This window comes from Pseudomonas mosselii, assembly GCF_003205295.1.
Classification (GTDB): Bacteria; Pseudomonadota; Gammaproteobacteria; order Pseudomonadales; family Pseudomonadaceae; genus Aquipseudomonas; species Aquipseudomonas mosselii_B.
On record NZ_QJRP01000004.1, the window covers coordinates 29,180 to 50,816 of the forward strand.

Genomic DNA, 21,637 nt, shown 5'->3' on the forward strand with positions numbered 1-21,637 from the left:
GGAACGCTCGATGCTAAGTGCCACTCACCGTCGGCAAGCGTTAGCATGTTCTACGCGACCGGCCTGTTTGCCCTTGGGCCGAGGCATGGCGCTCGCAAAAAGAAAACGCCCCCGGCCTTTCGACCGGGGGCGTTTTCATTCAGCCTGAACTAATGACTCAGTTCTTGGCTTTCTTGGCAGCGCGGGTACGCTCGCCTTCGTCGAGGATCTTCTTGCGCAGACGGATCGACTTAGGCGTGACTTCGCACAGCTCGTCGTCCTGGATGAATTCCAGGGCCTGTTCGAGGGTGTGGCGAACTGGCGGAACCAGGGCGATAACTTCGTCCTTGCCCGAAGCACGCATGTTGTCGAGCTTCTTGCCTTTGGTCGGGTTCACGCCCAGGTCGTTGTCACGGCTGTTCAGGCCGATGATCTGACCGTTGTAGATCTCCTGGCCGTGTTCAACGAACAGCTTGCCGCGAGCCTGCAGGGTTTCCAGCGAGTAGGTCAGTGCCTTGCCGGTCTCGACCGATACCAGGACACCGTTCAGGCGGCCGGACATCTGGCCCGACTTCATGGTGTCGTAGCGATCGAAGATCGAGGTCAGGATGCCTGCACCGTTGGTCAGGGTCAGGAACTGGTTACGGAAACCGATCAGACCACGGGCCGGGATGTTGTACTCAAGGCGCACACGGCCCTTGCCATCCGGAACCATGTTGGTCAGGTCGCCTTTACGCAGGCCCATCTCTTCCATGACCTTGCCCTGGGATTCTTCAGGGATGTCGATGGTGACGTTCTCGAACGGCTCCTGCTTGACGCCGTCGACTTCGCGGATGATCACTTCAGGACGGCCTACGGCCATCTCGAAGCCTTCACGGCGCATGGTTTCGATCAGTACCGACAGGTGCAGCTCGCCACGGCCCGATACCTTGAACTTGTCAGGGGAATCGGTTTCCTGAACACGCAGGGCAACGTTGTACAGCAGCTCTTTGTCCAGACGGTCCTTGATGTTACGGCTGGTGACGAACTTGCCTTCCTTGCCGCAGAACGGCGAGTCGTTGACCTGGAAGGTCATCGAAACGGTCGGCTCGTCAACGGTCAGCGGCTTCATCGCTTCGACGGTATCCGGGGCGCACAGGGTGTCGGAGATGAACAGCTCGTCGAAACCGCTGATGCAGACAATGTCGCCAGCCTGGGCTTCTTCGACGTCGACACGGTGCAGGCCGTGGTGGCCCATCAGCTTGAGGATACGACCGTTGCGCTTCTTGCCTTCGGTGTCGATGGCGACAACCGGGGTGTTCGGCTTGACGCGACCACGGGCGATGCGGCCAACGCCGATAACACCGAGGAAGCTGTTGTAGTCCAGTGCCGAGATCTGCATCTGGAACGGACCGTCACGGTCAACAGACGGTGCGGGTACGTTGTCGACGATCGACTGGTACAGCGCGGTCATGTCCTCACCCATTTCGGTGTGGTCCAGGCCGGCGATGCCGTTCAGGGCCGAGGCGTAGACGACTTTGAAGTCCAGCTGTTCGTCGGTGGCGCCGAGGTTGTCGAACAGGTCGAAGATCTGGTCCAGAACCCAGTCAGGACGCGCGCCCGGACGGTCGACCTTGTTGATCACGACGATCGGCTTCAGGCCGGCTTCGAAGGCCTTCTTGGTCACGAAGCGGGTCTGCGGCATCGGGCCGTCCTGGGCGTCGACCAGCAGCAGCACGGAGTCGACCATCGACATTACACGCTCGACCTCGCCACCGAAGTCGGCGTGGCCGGGGGTGTCGACGATGTTGATGTGGTAGCCGTTCCAGTTGATGGCGGTGTTTTTCGCCAGAATGGTAATGCCGCGCTCTTTTTCCTGGTCGTTGGAGTCCATGACGCGCTCGTCGTTGAGCTCGTTACGCTCCAGGGTGCCGGACTGGCGCAGGAGTTTGTCGACCAGGGTGGTTTTACCATGGTCAACGTGGGCGATGATGGCGATGTTACGCAGATTTTCGATCACAACTGTATCTCGATCAGAGGATTCGGTTGCCGCCAGTGTAGGCGGCCAATATGTACTGTTTAAGGCTCAGCGGGCCCGGCGGTCGGGAGGGCGATGGCGGATGCTGCCGCCATACAGCCCTGGCGTCTTATGTCGGACGATAAACACGCACATTGGCATGTCCCTCACTGAGCAGGTGGTGTGCGTGCAGACGGCTCATCACACCCTTGTCGCAATACAGCAAGTACTGGCGCGAAGGGTCCAGATGCTTGAACTTGCTGTTGATCGCATAGAACGGCATGGCCTGGACTTCGATACCTTCCAGCGCCAGGGGTTCGTCTTCCTGGGCATCAGGGTGACGAATGTCGATGACGATCTGACCGGGCAGCGCCTCGGCCACTTCCTCGACTTCGATGTCCTTGCCCAGTTCATCGATCACATGGTCGATGGAAATGAACTTGGCGCGCTCCAGGGCACGCTCCAGCACTTCCATCTCGAACTGCTTCTCTTCGTGCTCCATGCGGTGACGCTTGGCATGGGTGGTCGGGTTCACCGAGATCACGCCGCAGTACTCGGGCATGTGCTTGGCGAAATCGGCGGTGCCGATTTCGGTGGCCTGGTCGATGATGTCCTGCTTGTGGCTGGCCAGAAGCGGGCGCAGTACCAGCTTGTCGGTGGCCGAGTCGATGATCGACAGGTTGGGCAGGGTCTGGCTGGAGACCTGGGAGATCGCCTCGCCAGTGACCAGGGCGTCGATCTGCAGGCGGTCGGCCATGCGGGCGGCCGCGCGCAGCATCATGCGCTTGAGCGTGACGCCCATGTAGCTGTTATCGACCTTGTTGAGGATTTCGCCGACCACTTCCTCGAACGGCACGCTGATGAACAGCACGCGCTGGCTGCTGCCGTACTTCTTCCACAGGAAGTGGGCCACTTCCATCACGCCCAGTTCGTGGGCACGACCACCAAGGTTGAAGAAGCAGAAGTGGGTCATCAGGCCGCGGCGCATCATCTGGTAGGCCGCCACGGTGGAGTCGAAGCCGCCGGACATCAGCACCAGGGTCTGTTCCAGGGCGCCCAGCGGATAACCGCCGATGCCGTTGTGCTGGTTGTGGATCACGTACAGGCGCTGGTCGCGGATCTCGATGCGCACCAACACCTCTGGCTTCTTCAGCTCGATTCCGGCGGCGCCGCACTGCTGGCGCAACTGGCTGCCGACGTAGCGGTCGACGTCCATCGAGGTGAAGTCGTGGTGGCCGCCGCGCTTGCAGCGCACGGCGAAGTGCTTGCCGGCCAGCAGGTGGCCGAAGTGGTGCTTGCACTTGGCGACGATGTCGTCGAAGTCGCCCAGCGGGTACTCCTCGACCTGCAGGAAATGGGTGATCCCTGGGGTGCAGGTGAGGCGCTCGATCATTTCGCGCTGGATCTTCTCGTCCTCGACGCGGGTGACCACCTCGAGGTTGTCCCAGACACCATCAACCGCGAGCTCGGGATCCAGGTCCTTGAGCACGTTGCGGATGTTCTTGGCGAGCTGGCGGATGAAGCGCTTGCGCACCGGCCGGCTCTTGATGGTGATCTCTGGGAAGACTTTGACGATAAGTTTCATTGGTTTAACAGCGCGCGCAGGGCCTGCCGAAAATAGGGGGCGCGAATTATAGCGGAAATCGCTCAAGGTTTGAGCAACTTTTGTACAGAAGGTGCGATTTAAGTTGGCCGTACCACCCCTCGTCGGCCTGCTGCGTGGGAGCGGGCTTGCCCCGCGATAAGGCCTGCACTGACACAGACGCACCATAATGATGCATAAAAACCAAAATACGCATCTTATGAGTGCAAGACTACACTCCACATCTTCATGAAATGCCCGCCAACGCCCCCTTTCATCCCACGCTCGCCATTTTTGGGCACTGGCATGCAATTTGCTCCCTTGTGAGGCAGGTACGCTTGGCCGACTATCCGCGCCCAGCGACACCCTTTTTCCAGGGCAGCGGCCAACTGCGCCCTAGACCATCCGGAGGACAACATGTCGAAGTCGGTTCAACTCATCAAAGATCATGACGTCAAGTGGATTGATCTGCGTTTCACGGACACCAAGGGCATTCAGCATCACGTGACCATGCCGGCGCGCGATGGCCTGGACGAAGACTTCTTCGAAGTCGGCAAGATGTTCGACGGTTCCTCCATCGCTGGCTGGAAAGGCATCGAAGCCTCCGACATGATCCTGATGCCGGTCGACGACACCGCCGTACTGGACCCGTTCACTGAAGAACCGACCCTGATCATCACCTGCGACATCGTCGATCCGTCGAGCATGCAGGGCTACGATCGCGACCCGCGCGGCATCGCCAAGCGCGCCGAAGAGTACCTGAAGAGCACCGGCATCGGTGACACCGTATTCGCAGGCCCGGAGCCGGAGTTCTTCATCTTCGACGAAGTGAAGTTCCAGTCGGACATCTCCGGCTCGATGTTCAAGATCTTCTCCGAGCAAGGCTCGTGGATGACCGGCGCTGATGTGGAAGGCGGCAACAAAGGCCACCGTCCAGGCGTGAAAGGCGGCTACTTCCCGGTTCCGCCGTTCGACCACGACCACGAAATCCGCACTGCCATGTGCAATGCCCTGGAAGAAATGGGCCAGACCGTCGAAGTCCACCACCACGAAGTGGCAACCGCCGGCCAGAACGAGATCGGCGTCAAGTTCAACACCCTGGTCAAGAAAGCTGACGAAGTACAGGCCCTGAAGTACGTCGTGCACAACGTTGCCGACGCTTATGGCCGTACCGCCACCTTCATGCCCAAGCCTCTGTACGGCGACAACGGTTCGGGCATGCACGTGCACATGTCGATCTGGAAAGACGGCAAGAACACCTTCTCCGGCGAAGGCTATGCCGGCCTGTCCGATACCGCCCTGTACTTCATCGGCGGCATCATCAAGCACGGCAAGGCCCTGAACGGCTTCACCAACCCTTCGACCAACTCCTACAAGCGTCTGGTCCCAGGTTTCGAAGCCCCGGTGATGCTGGCCTACTCGGCGCGCAACCGCTCCGCCTCGATCCGTATTCCTTACGTCGGCAGCCCGAAAGCCCGCCGTATCGAAGCACGCTTCCCGGACCCATCGGCCAACCCGTACCTGGCCTTCGCGGCCCTGCTGATGGCAGGCCTGGACGGCATCCAGAACAAGATCCACCCAGGCGATGCCGCCGACAAGAACCTGTACGACCTGCCGCCTGAAGAGGCCAAGGACATCCCGCAGGTGTGCGGCAGCCTGAAGGAAGCCCTGGAAGAGCTGGACAAGGGCCGTGCGTTCCTGACCAAGGGCGGCGTGTTCTCCGACGACTTCATCGATGCCTTCATCGAGCTGAAGAGCGAAGAAGAGATCAAGGTCCGCACCTTCGTGCACCCGCTGGAATACGAGCTGTACTACAGCTGCTGATCTGATCGGCGCCCCGCGTCGATGACATCAGGACGGCCTCCCTCGGGAGGCCGTTTCTTTTTCATACCCCCATCATCGGACAACACCTATTAGCCGCCGCAACGCCAAAGGCGACACTCGTGGCTTCATTCCCAAGGAGATCGCCATGCGTGCCACCACCTTCGCCCTGACCTGTTGTGTCGCCCTCTCGGGCTGCACAACCTCAACCAGTACCGTGCCCACTCTCGACCAGTTGCTGACCACCATCGATCGCCGCCTGGACCTCGCCGAAGCGGTCGCCCTGCACAAGTGGGATCACCAGCAACCGGTGCAGGCCAGCGCACGCGAGCACCAGGTATTGGCCAGCGCACGCCAGGCCGCCGTCGCCCACCATCTGGACCCCGCCCGTGTCGAGGCCTTCTTTGCCGACCAGATCGAAGCCAACAAGCTCCTGCAGTACCACCTGCTCGACACCTGGCATCGCGCCCGACAGGCGCCAGCCATACCACGCCGCGACCTGGCCAACGACGTACGCCCTGAACTGGACCTGCTGCAGGAACAGCTGTTGAGCGCCCTCGCCCGCTTTGACCAGAGCTCGCCGGACAATTGCGCCAACCACTTGGCCGACGCCCTGCAACAACGCACCCAGGACACCACGCGCCACCTCGCCCTGGTTCGCGCCAGCGCCCAGCTGTGCAAAATGCGCTGACCGCCCTATGCTCCATATTGGTGCATGAGCGCGCAAGACGCCCCATCATGCATCCCAATTTGGGTCACAAGAATCGATAAACCAGGGCTTTCTGGCTCGAATTCGCGCAATTCCAGGTCTTTATCCGGAATTTCCGCTTCTTTTCGGAGCCTTGGTTTGGTTCTTGCATTTTCACCGCATCCAGCACCTTCCCGTGCGCGCCCCAGGTCCGAGCCCTTGGGTGCCACTGTGCCAAAAGAGGTCAACGACGCCTTATGACCATCAGCGATGCACAGCACCGTCTGCTTCTGGACAACCTGACCACGGCCACGCTCCTGCTCAACGCCGAACTGCGCCTTGAGTACATGAACCCGGCCGCGGAGATGCTGCTGGCCGTCAGCGGCCAGCGCAGCCACGGGCAGTTCATCAGCGAGCTGTTCACCGAATCGACCGAGGCGCTCAATTCGCTGCGCCAGGCGGTCGAGCAGGCGCACCCATTCACCAAGCGTGAAGCGCAGCTGACCTCGCTGACAGGCCAGACCATTACCGTCGACTACGCCGTCACCCCCATCCTGCACCTGGGCCAGACCCTGCTGTTGCTGGAGGTGCACCCGCGTGACCGCCTGCTGCGCATCACCAAGGAAGAGGCCCAGCTGAGCAAGCAGGAGACCACCAAGATGCTGGTGCGCGGCCTGGCCCACGAGATCAAGAATCCCCTCGGCGGCATCCGTGGCGCGGCCCAGTTGCTGGCCCGCGAACTGCCGGAAGAAAGCCTGCGCGACTACACCAACGTGATCATCGAGGAAGCCGACCGCCTGCGTAACCTGGTCGACCGCATGCTCGGTTCGAACAAGCTGCCGTCGCTGGCCATGACCAATATCCACGAAGTGCTCGAGCGGGTGTGCAGCCTGGTCGAGGCCGAGAGCCAGGGCTGCATCACCTTGGTGCGCGACTACGACCCGAGCCTGCCGGACGTGCTGATCGACCGTGAGCAGATGATCCAGGCCGTGCTCAACATCGTGCGCAACGCCATGCAGGCCATCGGCGGGCAGAACGAGCTGCGCCTGGGCCGCATCACCCTGCGCAGCCGTGCCGTGCGCCAGTTCACCATCGGCCATGTGCGCCACCGCCTGGTCGCCAGGATCGAGATCGTCGACAACGGCCCCGGCATCCCCGCGGAACTGCAGGACACCCTCTTCTATCCCATGGTCAGCGGCCGCCCGGACGGTACAGGGCTGGGCCTGGCCATCACCCAGAACATCATCAGCCAGCACCAGGGTCTGATCGAGTGTGAAAGCCACCCCGGCCACACCACTTTCTCGATCTACCTGCCCCTGGAACAAGGAGCCACCGCCCCATGAGCCGAAGTGAAACCGTCTGGATCGTCGATGATGATCGTTCCATCCGCTGGGTCCTGGAAAAGGCCCTGCAGCAGGAAGGCATGACCACCCAGAGCTTCGACAGCGCCGACGGCGTCATGGGCCGCCTGGCCCGCCAGCAGCCGGACGTGATCATCTCGGACATTCGCATGCCCGGCGCCAGCGGCCTGGACCTGCTCGCCCAGATCCGCGAACAGCACCCGGGGCTGCCGGTGATCATCATGACCGCCCACTCCGACCTGGACAGCGCCGTGGCGTCGTACCAGGGCGGCGCCTTCGAGTACCTGCCCAAGCCGTTCGATGTCGACGAGGCGGTGTCGCTGGTCAAGCGTGCCAACCAGCACGCCCAGGAGCAGCAGGCCCTGGAAGTGCCCCAGGCGCTGGCCCGCACGCCCGAGATCATTGGCGAGGCGCCGGCGATGCAGGAGGTGTTCCGCGCCATCGGCCGCCTCAGCCACTCCAACATCACCGTGCTGATCAACGGTGAGTCCGGCACGGGTAAAGAGCTGGTGGCCCACGCCCTGCACCGTCACAGCCCGCGTGCGGCATCGCCGTTCATCGCCCTGAACATGGCAGCGATCCCCAAGGACCTGATGGAATCCGAGCTGTTCGGCCATGAGAAAGGCGCCTTCACCGGCGCCGCCAACCTGCGTCGCGGCCGCTTCGAGCAGGCCGACGGCGGCACGCTGTTCCTCGACGAGATCGGCGACATGCCCGCCGACACCCAGACCCGCCTGTTGCGGGTGCTGGCCGATGGTGAGTTCTACCGGGTCGGCGGCCATGTGCCGGTAAAAGTGGATGTGCGCATCATCGCCGCCACCCACCAGAACCTGGAGTCGCTGGTGCAGGCCGGCAAGTTCCGTGAAGACCTGTTCCACCGCCTCAACGTGATCCGCATCCATATCCCGCGCCTGGCGGACCGCCGCGAGGACATTCCGGCCCTGGCCCGCCACTTCCTCGGCCGCGCCGCCCAGGAACTGGCGGTGGAACCCAAGCTGCTCAAACCCGAGACCGAGGAGTTCATCCGCAACCTGCCGTGGCCGGGCAATGTGCGCCAGCTGGAGAACACCTGCCGCTGGATCACCGTGATGGCCTCCAGCCGCGAAGTGCTGGTCGGCGACCTGCCGCCGGAACTGCTCAACCTGCCCCAGGACACCGCGCCGGTGACCAACTGGGAGCAGGCCTTGCGCCAGTGGGCCGACCAGGCCCTGGCCCGTGGCCAGTCGAGCCTGCTCGACAGCGCCGTGCCCAGTTTCGAGCGGATCATGATCGAGACCGCACTCAAGCACACTGCCGGGCGTCGTCGTGACGCAGCTCTGCTGCTGGGGTGGGGACGCAACACGCTGACGCGCAAGATCAAAGAGTTGGGGATGAAGGTCGATGGCGGGGACGACGACGAGGGCGAGGAGCACTGATCACAGCGCTTGAAAACATCGCGGGGCAAGTCGCATCGGAGCGGCGGTGCGCCAATGCGACTTGCCCCGCGATGCTTTGATGCACCGAACCTGTGCCATCTGCACCGTGTGAAGGCAAAAAAACCATCAAATCCTGGCTAAACCGCCTTCAACGCCAGGATTTCCGGGCAATGAGAACCTGGCACGCCCCCTGCTATAGAGACTGCATCTCCAGTTTCGGGGGCCTCGGTACAGGCAGGCCGGGATACCCCCTCTTTACTTTGCAATCGCGCAGTTTCGGGGACCCTGGTACAGGCAGGCCGGGATATCCCCTCTTTTATTCGTGCAGCCTCACCTGCACCCGCCAGCGCCCCGCCTCCTCCGTTGCGTTCCACTCGCCGCGCAGGGGGCGGGCAGCCACCACGGTCAGCACCAGCCCCGCTTCGCTCTTCTGCAGGCGCCAGCCCACCGGCTTGTCCTGCAACGTCAGCTGACCCCGCTGGGTCTTGCCCTGGGCCTCGAACACGATGGCCACGGTGCCCTGGACGTTCTCGCCATGCAGTTTGGGCTCTTCGTTGAACCACAGGTCCAGGCCATCCTGCACCACCTGCACCTGCTCGAGCACCCGTTCCTGCGGGGTGGTCAGGCGGCCGATCATCATGCCGACCATCAACCCGACAATCGCCAACGACAGGATCACCCGCGGGAAGGCCTTCGAACGCGGGTCGGGTTCGGGGGTAGAATGCCCGTCATCTTCATGCTTGGAGCCGTGCATGTTTCACGTCATCCTTTTTCAACCAGAAATTCCGCCGAATACCGGCAACATCATCCGCCTGTGCGCCAACAGCGGCTGCGACCTGCACCTGATCGAGCCGATTGGCTTCGAACTGGACGACAAGCGCCTGCGCCGGGCAGGGCTGGACTACCACGAGTATGCCACGCTCAAGCGCCATCAAAGCCTGGCCGACTGCCTGGAAAGCCTGAACCAGCCACGGCTGTTCGCCTTTACCACCAAGGGTTCGCACCCGTTCCATGAGGTCGAGTACCAGCCTGGCGACGCCTTCCTGTTCGGGCCTGAAAGCCGCGGCCTGCCGGCCGAGGTGCTGGACAACCTGGCGCCCGAGCAGCGCCTGCGCCTGCCGATGCGGCCGGGGTGCCGGAGCCTGAACCTGTCCAATACCGTGGCGGTGACGGTGTACGAGGCGTGGCGACAGCAGGGGTTTGCCTGAAAGGGCCTATCGCGGGGCAAGTCGCATCGGCGCACCGCCGCTCCCACGAAGCTAAGCCTTGCTAAAAGACGAACAAAAAAAGGGCGACCGAAGTCGCCCTTTCTTGTTACAGCGATTACTGCACGGTCGGCACTTCGCCGGCTTCCTGCATGCGCTGCATCTCTTGCGCGTACAGGGCGTCGAAGTTGACCGGCGACAGCATCAGCGCTGGGAACGAGCCACGGGTCACCAGGCTGTCCAGGGTCTCGCGGGCGTAAGGGAACAGGATGTTCGGGCAGAACGCGCCGAGAGTGTGGCTCATCGAGGCCGCGTCCAGATTGGCGATCAGGAAGATGCCGGCCTGCTGCACTTCAGCGATGAAGGCCACTTCGTCGCCGTTCTTGACGGTCACCGACAGGGTCAGCACGACCTCGTGGAAGTCGCCTTCCAGGGCCTTCTGACGGGTGTTCAGGTCCAGCGAGACGCTCGGCTCCCACTGCTGGCGGAAGATCTGCGGGCTTTTCGGGGCCTCGAACGACAGATCGCGCACGTAGATGCGCTGCAGGGAGAATTGCGGGGCGTTGGCGTCAGTGGCGCCGTTGGTCTGTTGCTCGGTCATGGCAGATCCTTTTCCTAATGTTCTTGAATGCAGTGCGAATCAGGCCGCCAGCAGCGCGTCGAGCTTGCCCGCGCGCTCCAGGGCATAGAGGTCATCGCATCCACCGACGTGCGTGCTGCCGATCCAGATCTGCGGCACCGAGGTACGGCCGGCCTTCTGGCTCATTTCGGCGCGAACCTGGGGTTTGCCGTCGACCTTGATCTCCTCGAACGCCACGCCCTTGCTCTCGAGCAGGTACTTGGCGCGCATGCAGTAGGGGCAGTAGTCGCTGGAATAGACGATGACGGGCTTCATATCACTTCACCAGGGGCAGGTTATCGGCTTTCCAGCTGGAAACGCCACCGCTGAGCTTGGCGGCGGTGTAACCAGCCTTGAGCAGCTCGCGGCACAGGGTGCCGGACTGCTGGCCCATCGCGTCGACGACGATCAGGGTCTTCTCTTTGTGTTTTTCCAGCTCGCTCATGCGGCCGGCCACTTTGTCCTGGGGAATGTTCAGCGCACCGACGATATGCCCGGCCGAGTATTCCTTGGCGGTACGGATATCGATCACCACGGCCTTGTCGGCGTTGACCAGCGCGGTCAGCTGGCCGTTGCTCAGGCTCTGGCCGCCACGGCGGACTTCGTTGATCAGCAGCAGGACCAGCAGGACGACGAAAATGGCCACCAGGATGTAGTGATCTGTCGCGAATTGAATCAGGTGAGCAACCATCAGGGGTGTTCCAGGCGATTGAAAATGGCGGCCAGTATACACAGCGCCCCATGACCGCCAAAGCCCACCGGGCTGGCCGCCAACACGACTTCATGCTGCATGCCTGACCGCGCCGGTCGGACTATGGGAGGAATATTCGCCGCCGCTGGCGGATTTGCCCTAAAATGCGTGTCTTTATCATCTTTGAACAACCGTGAGTTTGATTGATGACGAGTACGCCTAAACCCCTGGTCCTGATCATCCTGGATGGCTTCGGTCACAGCGAAAGCCCCGAATACAACGCCATCTTCGCTGCCAACACGCCGGTCTACGACCGCCTGCGCGCCACCCAGCCGCATGGCCTGATCTCCGGCTCCGGCATGGACGTGGGGCTGCCCGACGGGCAGATGGGCAACTCCGAAGTCGGTCACATGAACCTCGGCGCCGGCCGCGTGGTGTACCAGGACTTCACCCGGGTGACCAAAGCCATCCGTGACGGCGAATTCTTCGAAAACCCCGTGCTCGGCGGCGCGGTGGACAAGGCCGTCGGCGCCGGCAAGGCCGTGCACATCCTCGGCCTGCTCTCCGACGGCGGCGTGCACAGCCACCAGGACCACCTGATCGCCATGGCCGAACTGGCCGCGCAGCGTGGCGCCGAGAAGATCTACCTGCACGCCTTCCTCGACGGCCGCGACACCCCGCCGCGCAGCGCCCAGTCGTCCATCGAGCTGCTCGACGCCACCTTCGCCCGCCTGGGCAAGGGCCGCATTGCCAGCCTGATCGGCCGCTACTACGCCATGGACCGCGACAACCGCTGGGACCGCGTCAGCGCCGCCTACAACCTGATCGTCGACAGCGCCGCCGAATACACCGCCGACAACGCCCTTGCCGGTCTGCAAGCCGCCTACGCCCGCGAGGAGAACGACGAGTTCGTCAAGGCCACGCGCATTGGTGAGGCCGTCAAGGTCGAGGATGGCGACGCGGTCATCTTCATGAACTTCCGCGCCGACCGCGCCCGCGAGCTGTCGCGTGCGTTCGTCGAAGCGGACTTCAACGAATTCCCACGCGCACGCCTGCCCAAGCTGGCGGCGTACATCGGCCTGACCCAGTATTCGGCGAAAATTCCGGCACCTGCCGCCTTTGCCCCGTCCAGCCTGGACAACGTCCTGGGCGAATACCTGGCGAAAAACGGCAAGACCCAGTTGCGCATCGCCGAAACCGAGAAGTACGCGCATGTCACGTTCTTCTTCTCCGGTGGCCGTGAAGAGCCGTTCGAAGGCGAAGAGCGCATCCTGATCCCGTCGCCGAAAGTCGCCACCTACGACCTGCAGCCGGAAATGAACGCTCCCGAGGTGACCGACCGCATCGTCGAAGCCATCGAGCAACAGCGCTTTGATGTGATCGTGGTCAACTATGCCAACGGCGACATGGTCGGCCATACCGGCGTGTTCGAAGCGGCGGTCAAGGCCGTCGAGGCCCTGGACGCCTGCGTCGGCCGTATCGTCGAGGCTCTGGACAAGGTCGGCGGCGAAGCGCTGATCACCGCCGACCACGGCAACGTCGAGCAGATGGAAGACGAATGCACCGGCCAGGCACACACTGCCCACACCAGCGAGCCGGTGCCGTTCATCTATGTCGGCAAGCGCCAGGTCAAGGTCCGCGAAGGCGGCGTGCTGGCCGATGTGGCGCCGACCATGCTCAAGCTGCTGGGGCTGGAAAAGCCGGCGGAAATGACCGGAACCTCGATCCTGATCGATGCATGATTGGTGTACTGGGGCCGCCTTGCGGCCCCGAAATACCTGAATTCCAGACCAACGCCCCGCCGCACACGCCGCGGGGCGTTTTTTTTGCAGGCCCGCAAGGGCATACTAGGCCAGTCTCCATCCCCGGTACGCCAAACCCCATGCTCCGCGCCCTCTTCTTACTAGCCCTGTCATGCCTGCTCACCCCGGCCTTCGCCGACGAGCGCGCGCAGACCCAGCAGCAGCTGGACGCCACCCGCCAGGACATCGCCGAGCTGAAGAAGATGCTGGGCAAGCTCCAGGAGGAGAAAGCCGGCGTGCAGAAAGACCTCAAGTCCACCGAGACCGACATCGGCACCCTCGAGAAACAGGTGGAGGCACTGCAGCAAGAACTAAAAAAGACCGAGGGCGAGCTGGAGCGCCTTGATCACGAGAAAAAAAAACTCCAGAGCGCCCGCGTTGAACAGCAACGCCTGATTGCCATCCAGGCCCGTTCGGCCTACCAGAACAATGGCCGCGAGGAATACCTCAAGCTGCTGCTGAACCAGCAGAACCCCGAGAAGTTCGCCCGTACCCTCACCTATTACGACTACCTCAGCAAGGCGCGCACGGACCAGTTGCGCGCCTTCAACGAGACCCTGCGCCAGTTGGCCAACGTCGAGCAGGACATCGCCCGCCAGCAGGAACAGCTGCTGACCCAACGCGCCGACCTCGACGGTCGCCGCCAGGCGCTGGTGGCCGAGCGCGACAAGCGCCAGCAGGTGCTGGCCAAGCTCAACAGCGACATGAAAGAGCGCGACCAGAAGCTGCAGAGCCGCGAGCAGGACCAGGCCGACCTGGGCAAGGTGCTCAAGACCATCGAGGAAACCCTGGCCCGCCAGGCCCGCGAAGCCGAGGAAGCACGCCAGCGCGCCCTGCTGGCCAGGCAGGAAGAAGAGAAACGCCGCAAGGAGCAGGCCCTGGCCGCAGCCGCCCGTGCCCAGGAGCCCGAGGAAGCGCCGAAAAAGGCCCGCACCACCCTCGGCCCGGTGGTTTCCAGTGATGGCGCCAGCTACGGCGGCGCTTTTTCTGCGGCCCGGGGCAAACTTCCCTGGCCGGTCAATGGTCGATTGCTGGCACGCTTCGGCGATACCCGTGGCGGCGACGCCAGGGCCAAGTGGGATGGGGTGATGATCGGCGCCAGCGCCGGCACCCAGGTGCGCGCCGTGCATGGCGGGCGCGTGGTGTTCGCCGACTGGTTGCGCGGCGCTGGACTTCTGGTGATTCTCGACCATGGTAATGGCTACCTGAGCCTGTACGGTCACAACCAGAGCCTGCTCAAGAGCGCCGGCGACATCGTCAAGGCCGGCGATGCCATCTCAACCGTCGGCGACAGCGGTGGCCAGGACAACGCCGGCCTGTACTTCGCGATTCGCCAGCAGGGCCGGCCCACCGACCCCGCGCAATGGTGCCGAGGCTAGTGTCCTGTCTCGGAAATACGTTCTCTTTTGGCGAGTGGCTTGGGTGTTCGGGCAAGGCGCCGCGACGAGTCATAGCAGGGCTATGGCGAGGAGCGGCAACGCCGGCCGGGCGCCCAAGACGCCGCCAAAAGTGAACAGCTTATTTCCGAGACAGGACACTAGATAATGCTACTTTTACGGCGCTGCCCACGAAACGGCGGCGCCGATGCTCCCGAAGGGAGCACCAACAGGATCAGGAGTTCGTTCGACATGCTGCACTCGCCTCGCCTCACCCAGCTGGCCCTGACCATCGCCCTGGTCATCGGCGCGCCCCTGGCCGTTGCTGCCGAGCCGGCCAAGCCAGCGGCCAAGCCGGCTGCGGTGCCGGCCACCGAGGTGACCGCCAAGGCGCCGCTGCCGCTTGAAGAGCTGCGCACCTTCGCCGAGGTCATGGACCGCATCAAGGCCGCCTATGTGGAGCCTGTGGACGACAAGACCCTGCTGGAGAACGCCATCAAGGGCATGCTAAGCAACCTCGACCCACACTCGGCCTACCTCGGCCCCGAGGATTTCCAGGAGCTGCAGGAAAGCACCAGCGGCGAATTCGGCGGCCTGGGCATCGAAGTGGGCATGGAAGACGGCTTCGTCAAGGTGGTTTCGCCCATCGACGACACCCCGGCTTCCCGCGCCGGCATCGAGGCCGGCGACCTGATCGTCAAGATCAACGGCGCGCCGACCCGCGGCCAGACCATGACCGAGGCCGTGGACAAGATGCGCGGCAAGATCGGCGAGAAGATCACCCTGACCCTGGTGCGCGACGGCGGCACGCCGTTCGACGTGACGCTGGCCCGCGCGGTGATCCAGGTCAAGAGCGTCAAGAGCCAGTTGCTGGAGAACGACTACGGCTACATCCGCATCACCCAGTTCCAGGTCAAGACCGGCGACGAGGTGGGCAAGGCCCTGGCCAAGCTGCGCAAGGACAACGGCAAGAAGCTGCGCGGCGTGGTCCTGGACCTGCGCAACAACCCCGGCGGCGTGCTGCAGTCGGCGGTGGAAGTGGCCGATCACTTCCTTACCAAGGGCCTGATCGTCTACACCAAGGGCCGCATCGCCAACTCCGAGCTGCGCTACTCCGCCGACCCGGCCGACGCCAGCGAAGGCGTGCCGCTGGTAGTGCTGATCAACGGCGGCAGCGCCTCGGCCTCGGAAATCGTCGCCGGCGCCCTGCAGGACCAGAAGCGCGCCGTGCTGATGGGCACCGACAGCTTCGGCAAGGGCTCGGTGCAGACCGTGCTGCCGCTGGCCAACGACCGTGCGCTCAAACTCACCACCGCGCTGTACTTCACCCCCAACGGTCGCTCAATCCAGGCCCAGGGCATCGTCCCGGACATCGAAGTACGCCCGGCCAAGCTCACCGCCGAGGCCGACAACGACAACTTCAAGGAAGCCGACCTTCAGGGCCACCTGGGCAACGGCAACGGCGGCGCCGACCGCCCCAGCGGCAGCAGCAAGCGCAAGGATCGCCCGCAGGACAACGACTTCCAGCTGAGCCAGGCCCTCAGCCTGCTCAAGGGCCTGAACATCACCAAGGGCGACTGACCGCTTCCCATGCGTTTGCTGCTGTCTACGCTGTTCTGCCTCATGCTCGGTACCGCCCAGGCGGCGCCGGGCAAGGCCTACATGAGCATCATCATCGACGACCTGGGGCAGAGCAGCGAGCGTGACAGCCGTACCCTCGCCCTGCCTGGGCCGGTCACCATGGCGATCATGCCCGACACCCCGCACGCCACCGACTTCGCCCGCCAGGCCCACAAGGCCGGCAAGACGGTGATCCTGCACATGCCCATGGATCCGGCCACCGGCCCCTACGCCTGGCACCCCGGTACAGCGATCGAAGAGCTGGCTCGACGCCTGGAGGCATCCTTGGCCAAGGTGCCCTATGCCGCCGGCATCAATAACCACATGGGCAGCCGCATGACTGCCCAGCGCGAGCCAATGCGCTGGTTGATGGAGGAACTGCAACGCCGGCATCTGTTCTTTGTCGACAGCCGCACCAGCGCAGCCACTGTCGCCGCCGCCGAAGCCCAGGCAGTCGGCCTTGCGCATGTATCGCGGGATGTGTTCCTCGATGATGTACGCACACCAGAGGCGATCACCGCACAGTTGCAGCAAGGTATTACCCTGGCGCGCCAGCACGGCTCGGCGGTGCTGATCGGCCACCCTTACCCTCAAACGCTGGCCGTGCTTGAGCGACAGATACCCCGGTTGAAGAACCAGGGTATCGAATTGATCAGCCTTCGCCAGATGATCGGTGAACGGGGCAATCTGGCCATGCCTGCCCACGGCCGCGAGGGCCGCTACACCAACCGCTGAACATCAGGTCAATGAAATGATGCCTGCGATGTCTGCGCGCACCAGGGGCCCGCGATGCACTCGCTCGCCGCTGGCGACTTCATATGCATGGCCCTGGAAGCGTTGGGACCAGAGCTTGAGATGAGCGAACGTGAAGTCTTCCAGGTGAGCGGTCTGTGACCCCAGGTGGAAATGCGCCGCCCAGATTGGCCGTTCTCTTCTCACCGCCGCCGGATTCAGCAGGGTGATCTTGAACTCGTCGAACGGACTGGTGCTTCGCGAGGTGTCACGTCGGACATAGTCCACCCTGAGCAGGTTGCGTTCATACAAAAAGCGCAAGGCCGCGGCAGTGGGGTACTTCGTGTTGCTGTACAGCGCCGTCAGCAGTTCATTCCGTTGCGTCGACAGTGCATCCAATGCACCCTGCAGCTCGGCGGCCAACGCCTCACTGCCGCCCTGAAGGGCCGCGGCGGCCCGACGCAGTTTCTCGCCCTGCTGAGTCAGCAAACGGTCCAGCGCTTCACCGCTGACATAGGAACGGGCCATTTCCAGGATCTCGGCATGCTCCTGTAACAAGACTTGCACCTGCGCCCCCGCCTCCGTGGGCGAGTCATCCAACAGGTTCGAGCCCTCCTCCTCTCTTTCACGCTCGAGCCAACGCCCATTCCTGAGCTCGAAAACCTGTACCACCCGCTTGGTGACCGGTGCGCGAACCTCCAGCACGGTATTGCCATCGGCGTCCTGCACTTCGGTCGCGATGACCAATTGCCCGTCCCGATTGCGCACAGCCCGCTGGACCTCGACGGAAACCGGATAGACCGCCTCTGCGGTTTTCACCGCTCCGCCTTCCTGTTCGGCGATGGCCTCCAGCAACCGCCTGCCGGCGTCTTCCTTCAGCAGCTCCATTTGTCCCCGGTATCGCTTGAGCATGGCCACTTCGACCAGGTTGCCGCCGGTACGCTCTATATGGAGGCTGTTGACGATGGCTGTCGCATACTCATCCCATGCCTCCTGCAGGATGGTGATCCTGTCGGTCATGGCGAGGTTGGACATCAGTAACTCGCCATGAGCACCTGCCGCACTTGTGAGCCGCACGTTCGACAGGCCTGCCTTGAATCGCGCCAGCTGCCGCTGCCCCTGCGCGGCGTCTAGGCGAAGCGCCAGGTCCGCGAGATTCAGGGCATGGTGATAGCGCAGATCGACGACCGAAAAGGTGCGGCCTGCGACCAGCTCGGCAACCGTTCGGCTCGTCCCGCCGAGACCGATATCCAGACTCCTCGGCGCATCGCTCAGCAGCGAGTCCAGCGTCCCCTGGGCGACCAGCATACGCTCCTGATACTCGACGACGACCGCGAGCTCGCCACGCAACTGCCTGTAGGCCGGGCGCGCCTCGGCCAGGGAAAGCCCTTCGACGCTATGAGCCAAGTCGTTGATGCGTGGGTACTCCGCTATCCGCCAGAGTTCGCTCATGATGAAATCGGTACTTCGAATAATGGCGGTCCTAAGTTCAGCCTGTTGCGCCTGGATGTCCGCCTCGAACCCGCCTTTCCTGTAGCCCCCATACTTGGGTTCAAGCATTGTTTTCAGAATATCGAGCTGTTGCTTGTCATGGCGTACCGACGCTTCGATATGATCGATCGACTGCAGACGCTGCTGCTTCACCTGCGGCCCAAGCTCGGCGAGCCGCTCCTGATAGCCCTTCAGCACGCGCTCGGAGGCCGCCCAGTCCATGCTGGCATCCTCGCTTTCTCTGGCTGCGTCACGCCTGGCATTCTCTCGGCTCACCAGTTGCTCCAGGGCTTCAACCTTCCCCTGCAACTGCAGGACGCCTGCCGCGGCCTTGGTGAACGCCACGGAATCCTGATTGGCAGCAGCAGAAAGTCGTCCGGCGGAGCGTTGCAACTTGGTAAAGCGTTGGAACATCGCATCACCCGGCATTCCACCGACCAGCCGCAACCGCGCATCGATACGCCACACTCCGTGCTCCAGCACCAGCCAAGGCCCTGCCTGCCCTTCCCGCCCCTTTATGCGCACGCCCTCGGGCAGCACGCTGACCGCAAAACTCTCACCCAGCATCGAGGCATACTGGTTGCCTGCGACCTCGTACAGCCCCCCAGCCGAGGCTTGCAAACCTTCAAGCGCAACCTGCGAACGCATGGCCATGAGGTTTGCGCGCTGCTGCATGGAAAGCCAGTTGAAACCTTGAGCTCCCCGCCAGCTGAAGTCGACATTGACGTGCATCGCATCCGCGACCGGCTTAAGCGGCCCTGGCATTCCTACCTTGCCCTGGCTCGGCACAACCCTGGCAGCGGCATAGCCGCCATCCTGCGCGGGTGGCCCGTCGAACGTTGCATAAACCGCCAGCGATTGCCGCGTCACGGCAACGCGCTTGGGCAGCCGGGCGTGCAACAACGCCATCCCCATGTTGAGGATGAGATCAACCGTTGCCGCGCACCGCTCCTCGCTCGTTCCCTGATCGAGGGCTACAACGTCGGCGTCGACACTTCCAATGGCCTGCAAGAGCCAGGCGACGGTCGCAACCGGCCCTTTGAGCAGCAACGCGACAACATCAAACAGCAACCAGGCACCCTGTCTGAGCAGTGCCCAGCGACTTTCGACATCAGAAACGCTTTGCCAGTCGCCCAGTCGAACCAGAAGCTCACGGTTGGCGATGTACAACTTTTCATCAACCTCGGTTTGCCATGACTGCACCATGAGCTCGGCCCCCCGCGGTCTCTGCGGGATGTCATAGGGATCGATGCCCACGCTGCTGACATGAGGCTCGGCGAACCCGCCGTTGTCATAAACGTGCCGCACGGCCGGATCCATCCATGCCAGCATGCTCTGCTGCAGCCCTTGATCCGTTCGGATCGACGCCATCATCATTTCGATGCTCGCGTACTCTCGCAACGGATCGCCGCCATAGAGGGGCCGATACAACAGCACCACGCCTGGCTCGGTACCCGACAGCACATACATGCCCCCTACCAAGTCCTGTTTTGCCGAGGCAGGTTGCCGCTTGAAAATCAGTGGAAGCAAGGTGATTGTCGGCGACCGGTTGTCGATGTGACCACGACAGAAGTCCACCACACACTGCAGGCCGGCCTGAGTGATCCTGCGATCGAGTTTGGCCGACAAGGCAGCGAACACCAACGACTGGCGCCACTCCCGGGCAAAACGACGGTTGCGTGCCGGACGCGTGGCGGTATCGTCGAGCGCCTGCGCCACATAGTCCGGGTAACGTCCGCCGATATCGACGCTCTGGACCAACGACTTGATGTAGTCCGCCGTCATCCACGGCATGATCAACTGGTCGTCGCGATGCCGTATCCCCAAGATGCCGGCCCCCCCAAGCGACACCAGATTGCCCAAGGCGAACTCGGTCAAGGTCTTTTCTCCCGCGGGCTCGAGTGGCTCGCCGCCGCCGCTGCCGACCCCCGCCCCTCCCGGAACACCACGTGCGATCGCCAGCTCGATGATCAGATCATCGGGATAATAATTGGCTTCCAAAGGGTGATCCGCGAGCATCCGCTCCCGCAAACGCTGCCGGGCATATCCATGCAGGTCCAGGATGCCGTCCAGTGCCGCCACGCCCTCGGACTCGGCCTGTGCCAGGGCTACGTCCAGCAATGCCTCCTGAAATTCGAAGTTGTCCTGACCCGGCGCGAAGTCCACACCCGGCGGCGTCGCCAGGCGGGTGTACTCCTCGAGATAGTAGCCATCGATGAACCATCGGGCCGGGTCGCTCAGCGCGGCGAAACATTCCTCCAGCCGAGCCAAGCCAAGCCCGCCGCTGTGCAGGCGGGCCATGTCGTCCAGCATGAGTGACAGCAGCAACGCGCTTTGCTGTGCAAATACATTGCCTTCCAGCTGATGGCGGTCCCAGGTCATGACATCGAAATCGAAACGCAGGGCAAGCTCGTCACGCAGTGCCAGGGCAAAGTCCTCCAGCGAAGCGAAGGCCCGGACCTGGCTTGAAGGCGCGCACCACAGCACGACCTCTCGCTCGTCCCACTCCCCTACCACCAGCAGCCCGGCCTGCATCATCCTGAACTGCCGCTCACCCAGACCAAGGTTGGCTTGCACGACAAAAACTGGCGGTTGCTCCGCCCCCCCCTTGATCAGGCCGCGGACGCACGCCTGCTGCTGGCGATCCAACGCCTGCAGAGGCAGATTGCGCAGCAATGCCATCTTCAACAGCAGCTGCAGCCAACGATCACGGCTCTGCCCGCAGCTGCCTGGGGCCTCCCAATAATCGACCTGAGCCTGATAGAAGTGCTCCGGGAGCCGCCCCAGAAGTGCGTTGAGGGCTGCGCTCCCGCCTGTCAGGCGTCGCGTATCGAACTCGCTGCTGGACCCCGCGAAACGATGGGTCGCTAACAGTCCCAGGTTGCAGTGCCGCTCACCCAGCGGCTCCAGCGTCAACGGTTTGCCATCGAGCATTGCCTGCAGGACCACATCTACGAAGGGCGCAGTGGTCCAGTAGCCGGTGTCTGGATCAGGGCTATCCAGCATCAGCGGATCAGCAGACTCCAAAGCAGGCTGGACATGGGCCAGCCAAGGCAGCTGTTCGAGCAGAACGCTGAGCAACTGCCTGCTTGCAATCTGGCGAAGCGTGGGGCGGCCTGCGAATTCCCGGGCGACGGCGGTCTTGAAATCGAAAATCGGTAGCGATGCTGAGTTCATGGTCTTACCTGCTCGTTGATGAGCTGCCACCATGCCTCCACCCGTAACCCGTATCGGCACTACATATTTTGCAACCCATAAC

Annotated in this window: 16 protein-coding genes; 9 read left to right on the top strand and 7 right to left on the bottom strand. The window is 63.0% G+C overall.

What is annotated here, in order from left to right; translation table 11 throughout:
- Nucleotides 1-157: 157 nt before the first annotated feature.
- Together typA and thiI are read right to left on the bottom strand one after the other, a co-directional pair.
- Nucleotides 158-1,978 carry a translational GTPase TypA gene (typA, locus tag DMX06_RS05090; protein WP_028688403.1) on the bottom strand — a complete coding sequence of 607 codons (1,821 nt, stop codon included), beginning with the start codon at nucleotides 1,976-1,978 and terminating at the stop codon, nucleotides 158-160.
- Nucleotides 1,979-2,105: 127 nt separating this feature from the next.
- The gene (gene thiI, locus DMX06_RS05095) at nucleotides 2,106-3,560 is read right to left on the bottom strand and encodes a tRNA uracil 4-sulfurtransferase ThiI (protein ID WP_110735230.1); all 1,455 of its coding nucleotides are present in this window, start codon (nucleotides 3,558-3,560) and stop codon (nucleotides 2,106-2,108) included.
- 414 nt (nucleotides 3,561-3,974) lie between these two features.
- Between thiI and glnA the strand changes: the two genes are divergently transcribed.
- From glnA to ntrC, 4 genes are all read left to right on the top strand, one after another.
- On the top strand, nucleotides 3,975-5,381 hold the full coding sequence (gene glnA / locus DMX06_RS05100; RefSeq protein WP_008095432.1) for a type I glutamate--ammonia ligase: 1,407 nt from the start codon (nucleotides 3,975-3,977) through the stop codon (nucleotides 5,379-5,381).
- 145 nt (nucleotides 5,382-5,526) lie between these two features.
- Nucleotides 5,527-6,069, top strand: a complete 543-nt coding sequence (locus DMX06_RS05105; protein ID WP_110735232.1) for a chorismate mutase — start codon at nucleotides 5,527-5,529, stop codon at nucleotides 6,067-6,069.
- Nucleotides 6,070-6,323: 254 nt separating this feature from the next.
- Nucleotides 6,324-7,409: a nitrogen regulation protein NR(II) gene (glnL, locus tag DMX06_RS05110; RefSeq protein ID WP_110735235.1), complete on the top strand. Its 1,086-nt coding sequence runs from the start codon at nucleotides 6,324-6,326 to the stop codon at nucleotides 7,407-7,409.
- Nucleotides 7,406-8,842: a nitrogen regulation protein NR(I) gene (gene ntrC, locus DMX06_RS05115; RefSeq protein ID WP_110735238.1), complete on the top strand. Its 1,437-nt coding sequence runs from the start codon at nucleotides 7,406-7,408 to the stop codon at nucleotides 8,840-8,842. The genes glnL and ntrC overlap by 4 nt, the downstream gene beginning before the upstream one ends.
- Before the next feature lie 316 nt (nucleotides 8,843-9,158).
- On the opposite strand, the gene DMX06_RS05120 is transcribed toward ntrC, so the two are convergent.
- On the bottom strand, nucleotides 9,159-9,596 hold the full coding sequence (locus DMX06_RS05120) for a hypothetical protein (protein WP_110735241.1): 438 nt from the start codon (nucleotides 9,594-9,596) through the stop codon (nucleotides 9,159-9,161).
- Here DMX06_RS05120 and trmL point away from each other — a divergent pair.
- Entirely contained in the window at nucleotides 9,595-10,050 is a 456-nt protein-coding gene (gene trmL, locus DMX06_RS05125) for a tRNA (uridine(34)/cytosine(34)/5-carboxymethylaminomethyluridine(34)-2'-O)-methyltransferase TrmL (RefSeq protein ID WP_110735244.1), read from the top strand. The genes DMX06_RS05120 and trmL overlap by 2 nt on opposite strands.
- A 115-nt stretch (nucleotides 10,051-10,165) precedes the next feature.
- On the opposite strand, the gene secB is transcribed toward trmL, so the two are convergent.
- Genes secB through DMX06_RS05140 form a run of 3 tightly spaced genes read right to left on the bottom strand, consistent with a single transcriptional unit; the run spans nucleotide 10,166 to nucleotide 11,357 of the window.
- Entirely contained in the window at nucleotides 10,166-10,648 is a 483-nt protein-coding gene (gene secB, locus DMX06_RS05130; RefSeq protein WP_011531802.1) for a protein-export chaperone SecB, read from the bottom strand.
- Between the two features lie 39 nt (nucleotides 10,649-10,687).
- A complete protein-coding gene (grxC, locus tag DMX06_RS05135; RefSeq protein WP_003249204.1) occupies nucleotides 10,688-10,942 on the bottom strand; it encodes a glutaredoxin 3 in 255 nt (84 codons plus the stop codon).
- 1 nt (nucleotide 10,943) lies between these two features.
- Entirely contained in the window at nucleotides 10,944-11,357 is a 414-nt protein-coding gene (locus DMX06_RS05140) for a rhodanese-like domain-containing protein (protein ID WP_028688411.1), read from the bottom strand.
- 206 nt (nucleotides 11,358-11,563) lie between these two features.
- On the opposite strand from DMX06_RS05140, the gene gpmI reads away from it, so the two are divergent.
- The 4 genes from gpmI (at nucleotide 11,564) to DMX06_RS05160 (ending at nucleotide 16,890) form a co-directional block, all read left to right on the top strand.
- Nucleotides 11,564-13,099, top strand: coding sequence for a 2,3-bisphosphoglycerate-independent phosphoglycerate mutase (gene gpmI, locus DMX06_RS05145; protein WP_110735246.1), 1,536 nt, complete (start codon nucleotides 11,564-11,566; stop codon nucleotides 13,097-13,099).
- A gap of 140 nt (nucleotides 13,100-13,239) precedes the next feature.
- The gene (locus DMX06_RS05150; RefSeq protein ID WP_050707300.1) at nucleotides 13,240-14,538 is read left to right on the top strand and encodes a murein hydrolase activator EnvC family protein; all 1,299 of its coding nucleotides are present in this window, start codon (nucleotides 13,240-13,242) and stop codon (nucleotides 14,536-14,538) included.
- Between the two features lie 249 nt (nucleotides 14,539-14,787).
- Complete coding sequence (locus tag DMX06_RS05155; RefSeq protein WP_062572581.1) at nucleotides 14,788-16,116, top strand: S41 family peptidase; 1,329 nt, start codon at nucleotides 14,788-14,790, stop codon at nucleotides 16,114-16,116.
- A gap of 9 nt (nucleotides 16,117-16,125) precedes the next feature.
- Complete coding sequence (locus tag DMX06_RS05160) at nucleotides 16,126-16,890, top strand: divergent polysaccharide deacetylase family protein (RefSeq protein WP_110735249.1); 765 nt, start codon at nucleotides 16,126-16,128, stop codon at nucleotides 16,888-16,890.
- Nucleotides 16,891-16,893: 3 nt separating this feature from the next.
- On the opposite strand, the gene DMX06_RS26265 is transcribed toward DMX06_RS05160, so the two are convergent.
- Nucleotides 16,894-21,555, bottom strand: a complete 4,662-nt coding sequence (locus tag DMX06_RS26265) for a dermonecrotic toxin domain-containing protein (RefSeq protein WP_110735251.1) — start codon at nucleotides 21,553-21,555, stop codon at nucleotides 16,894-16,896.
- Nucleotides 21,556-21,637: the final 82 nt, after the last annotated feature.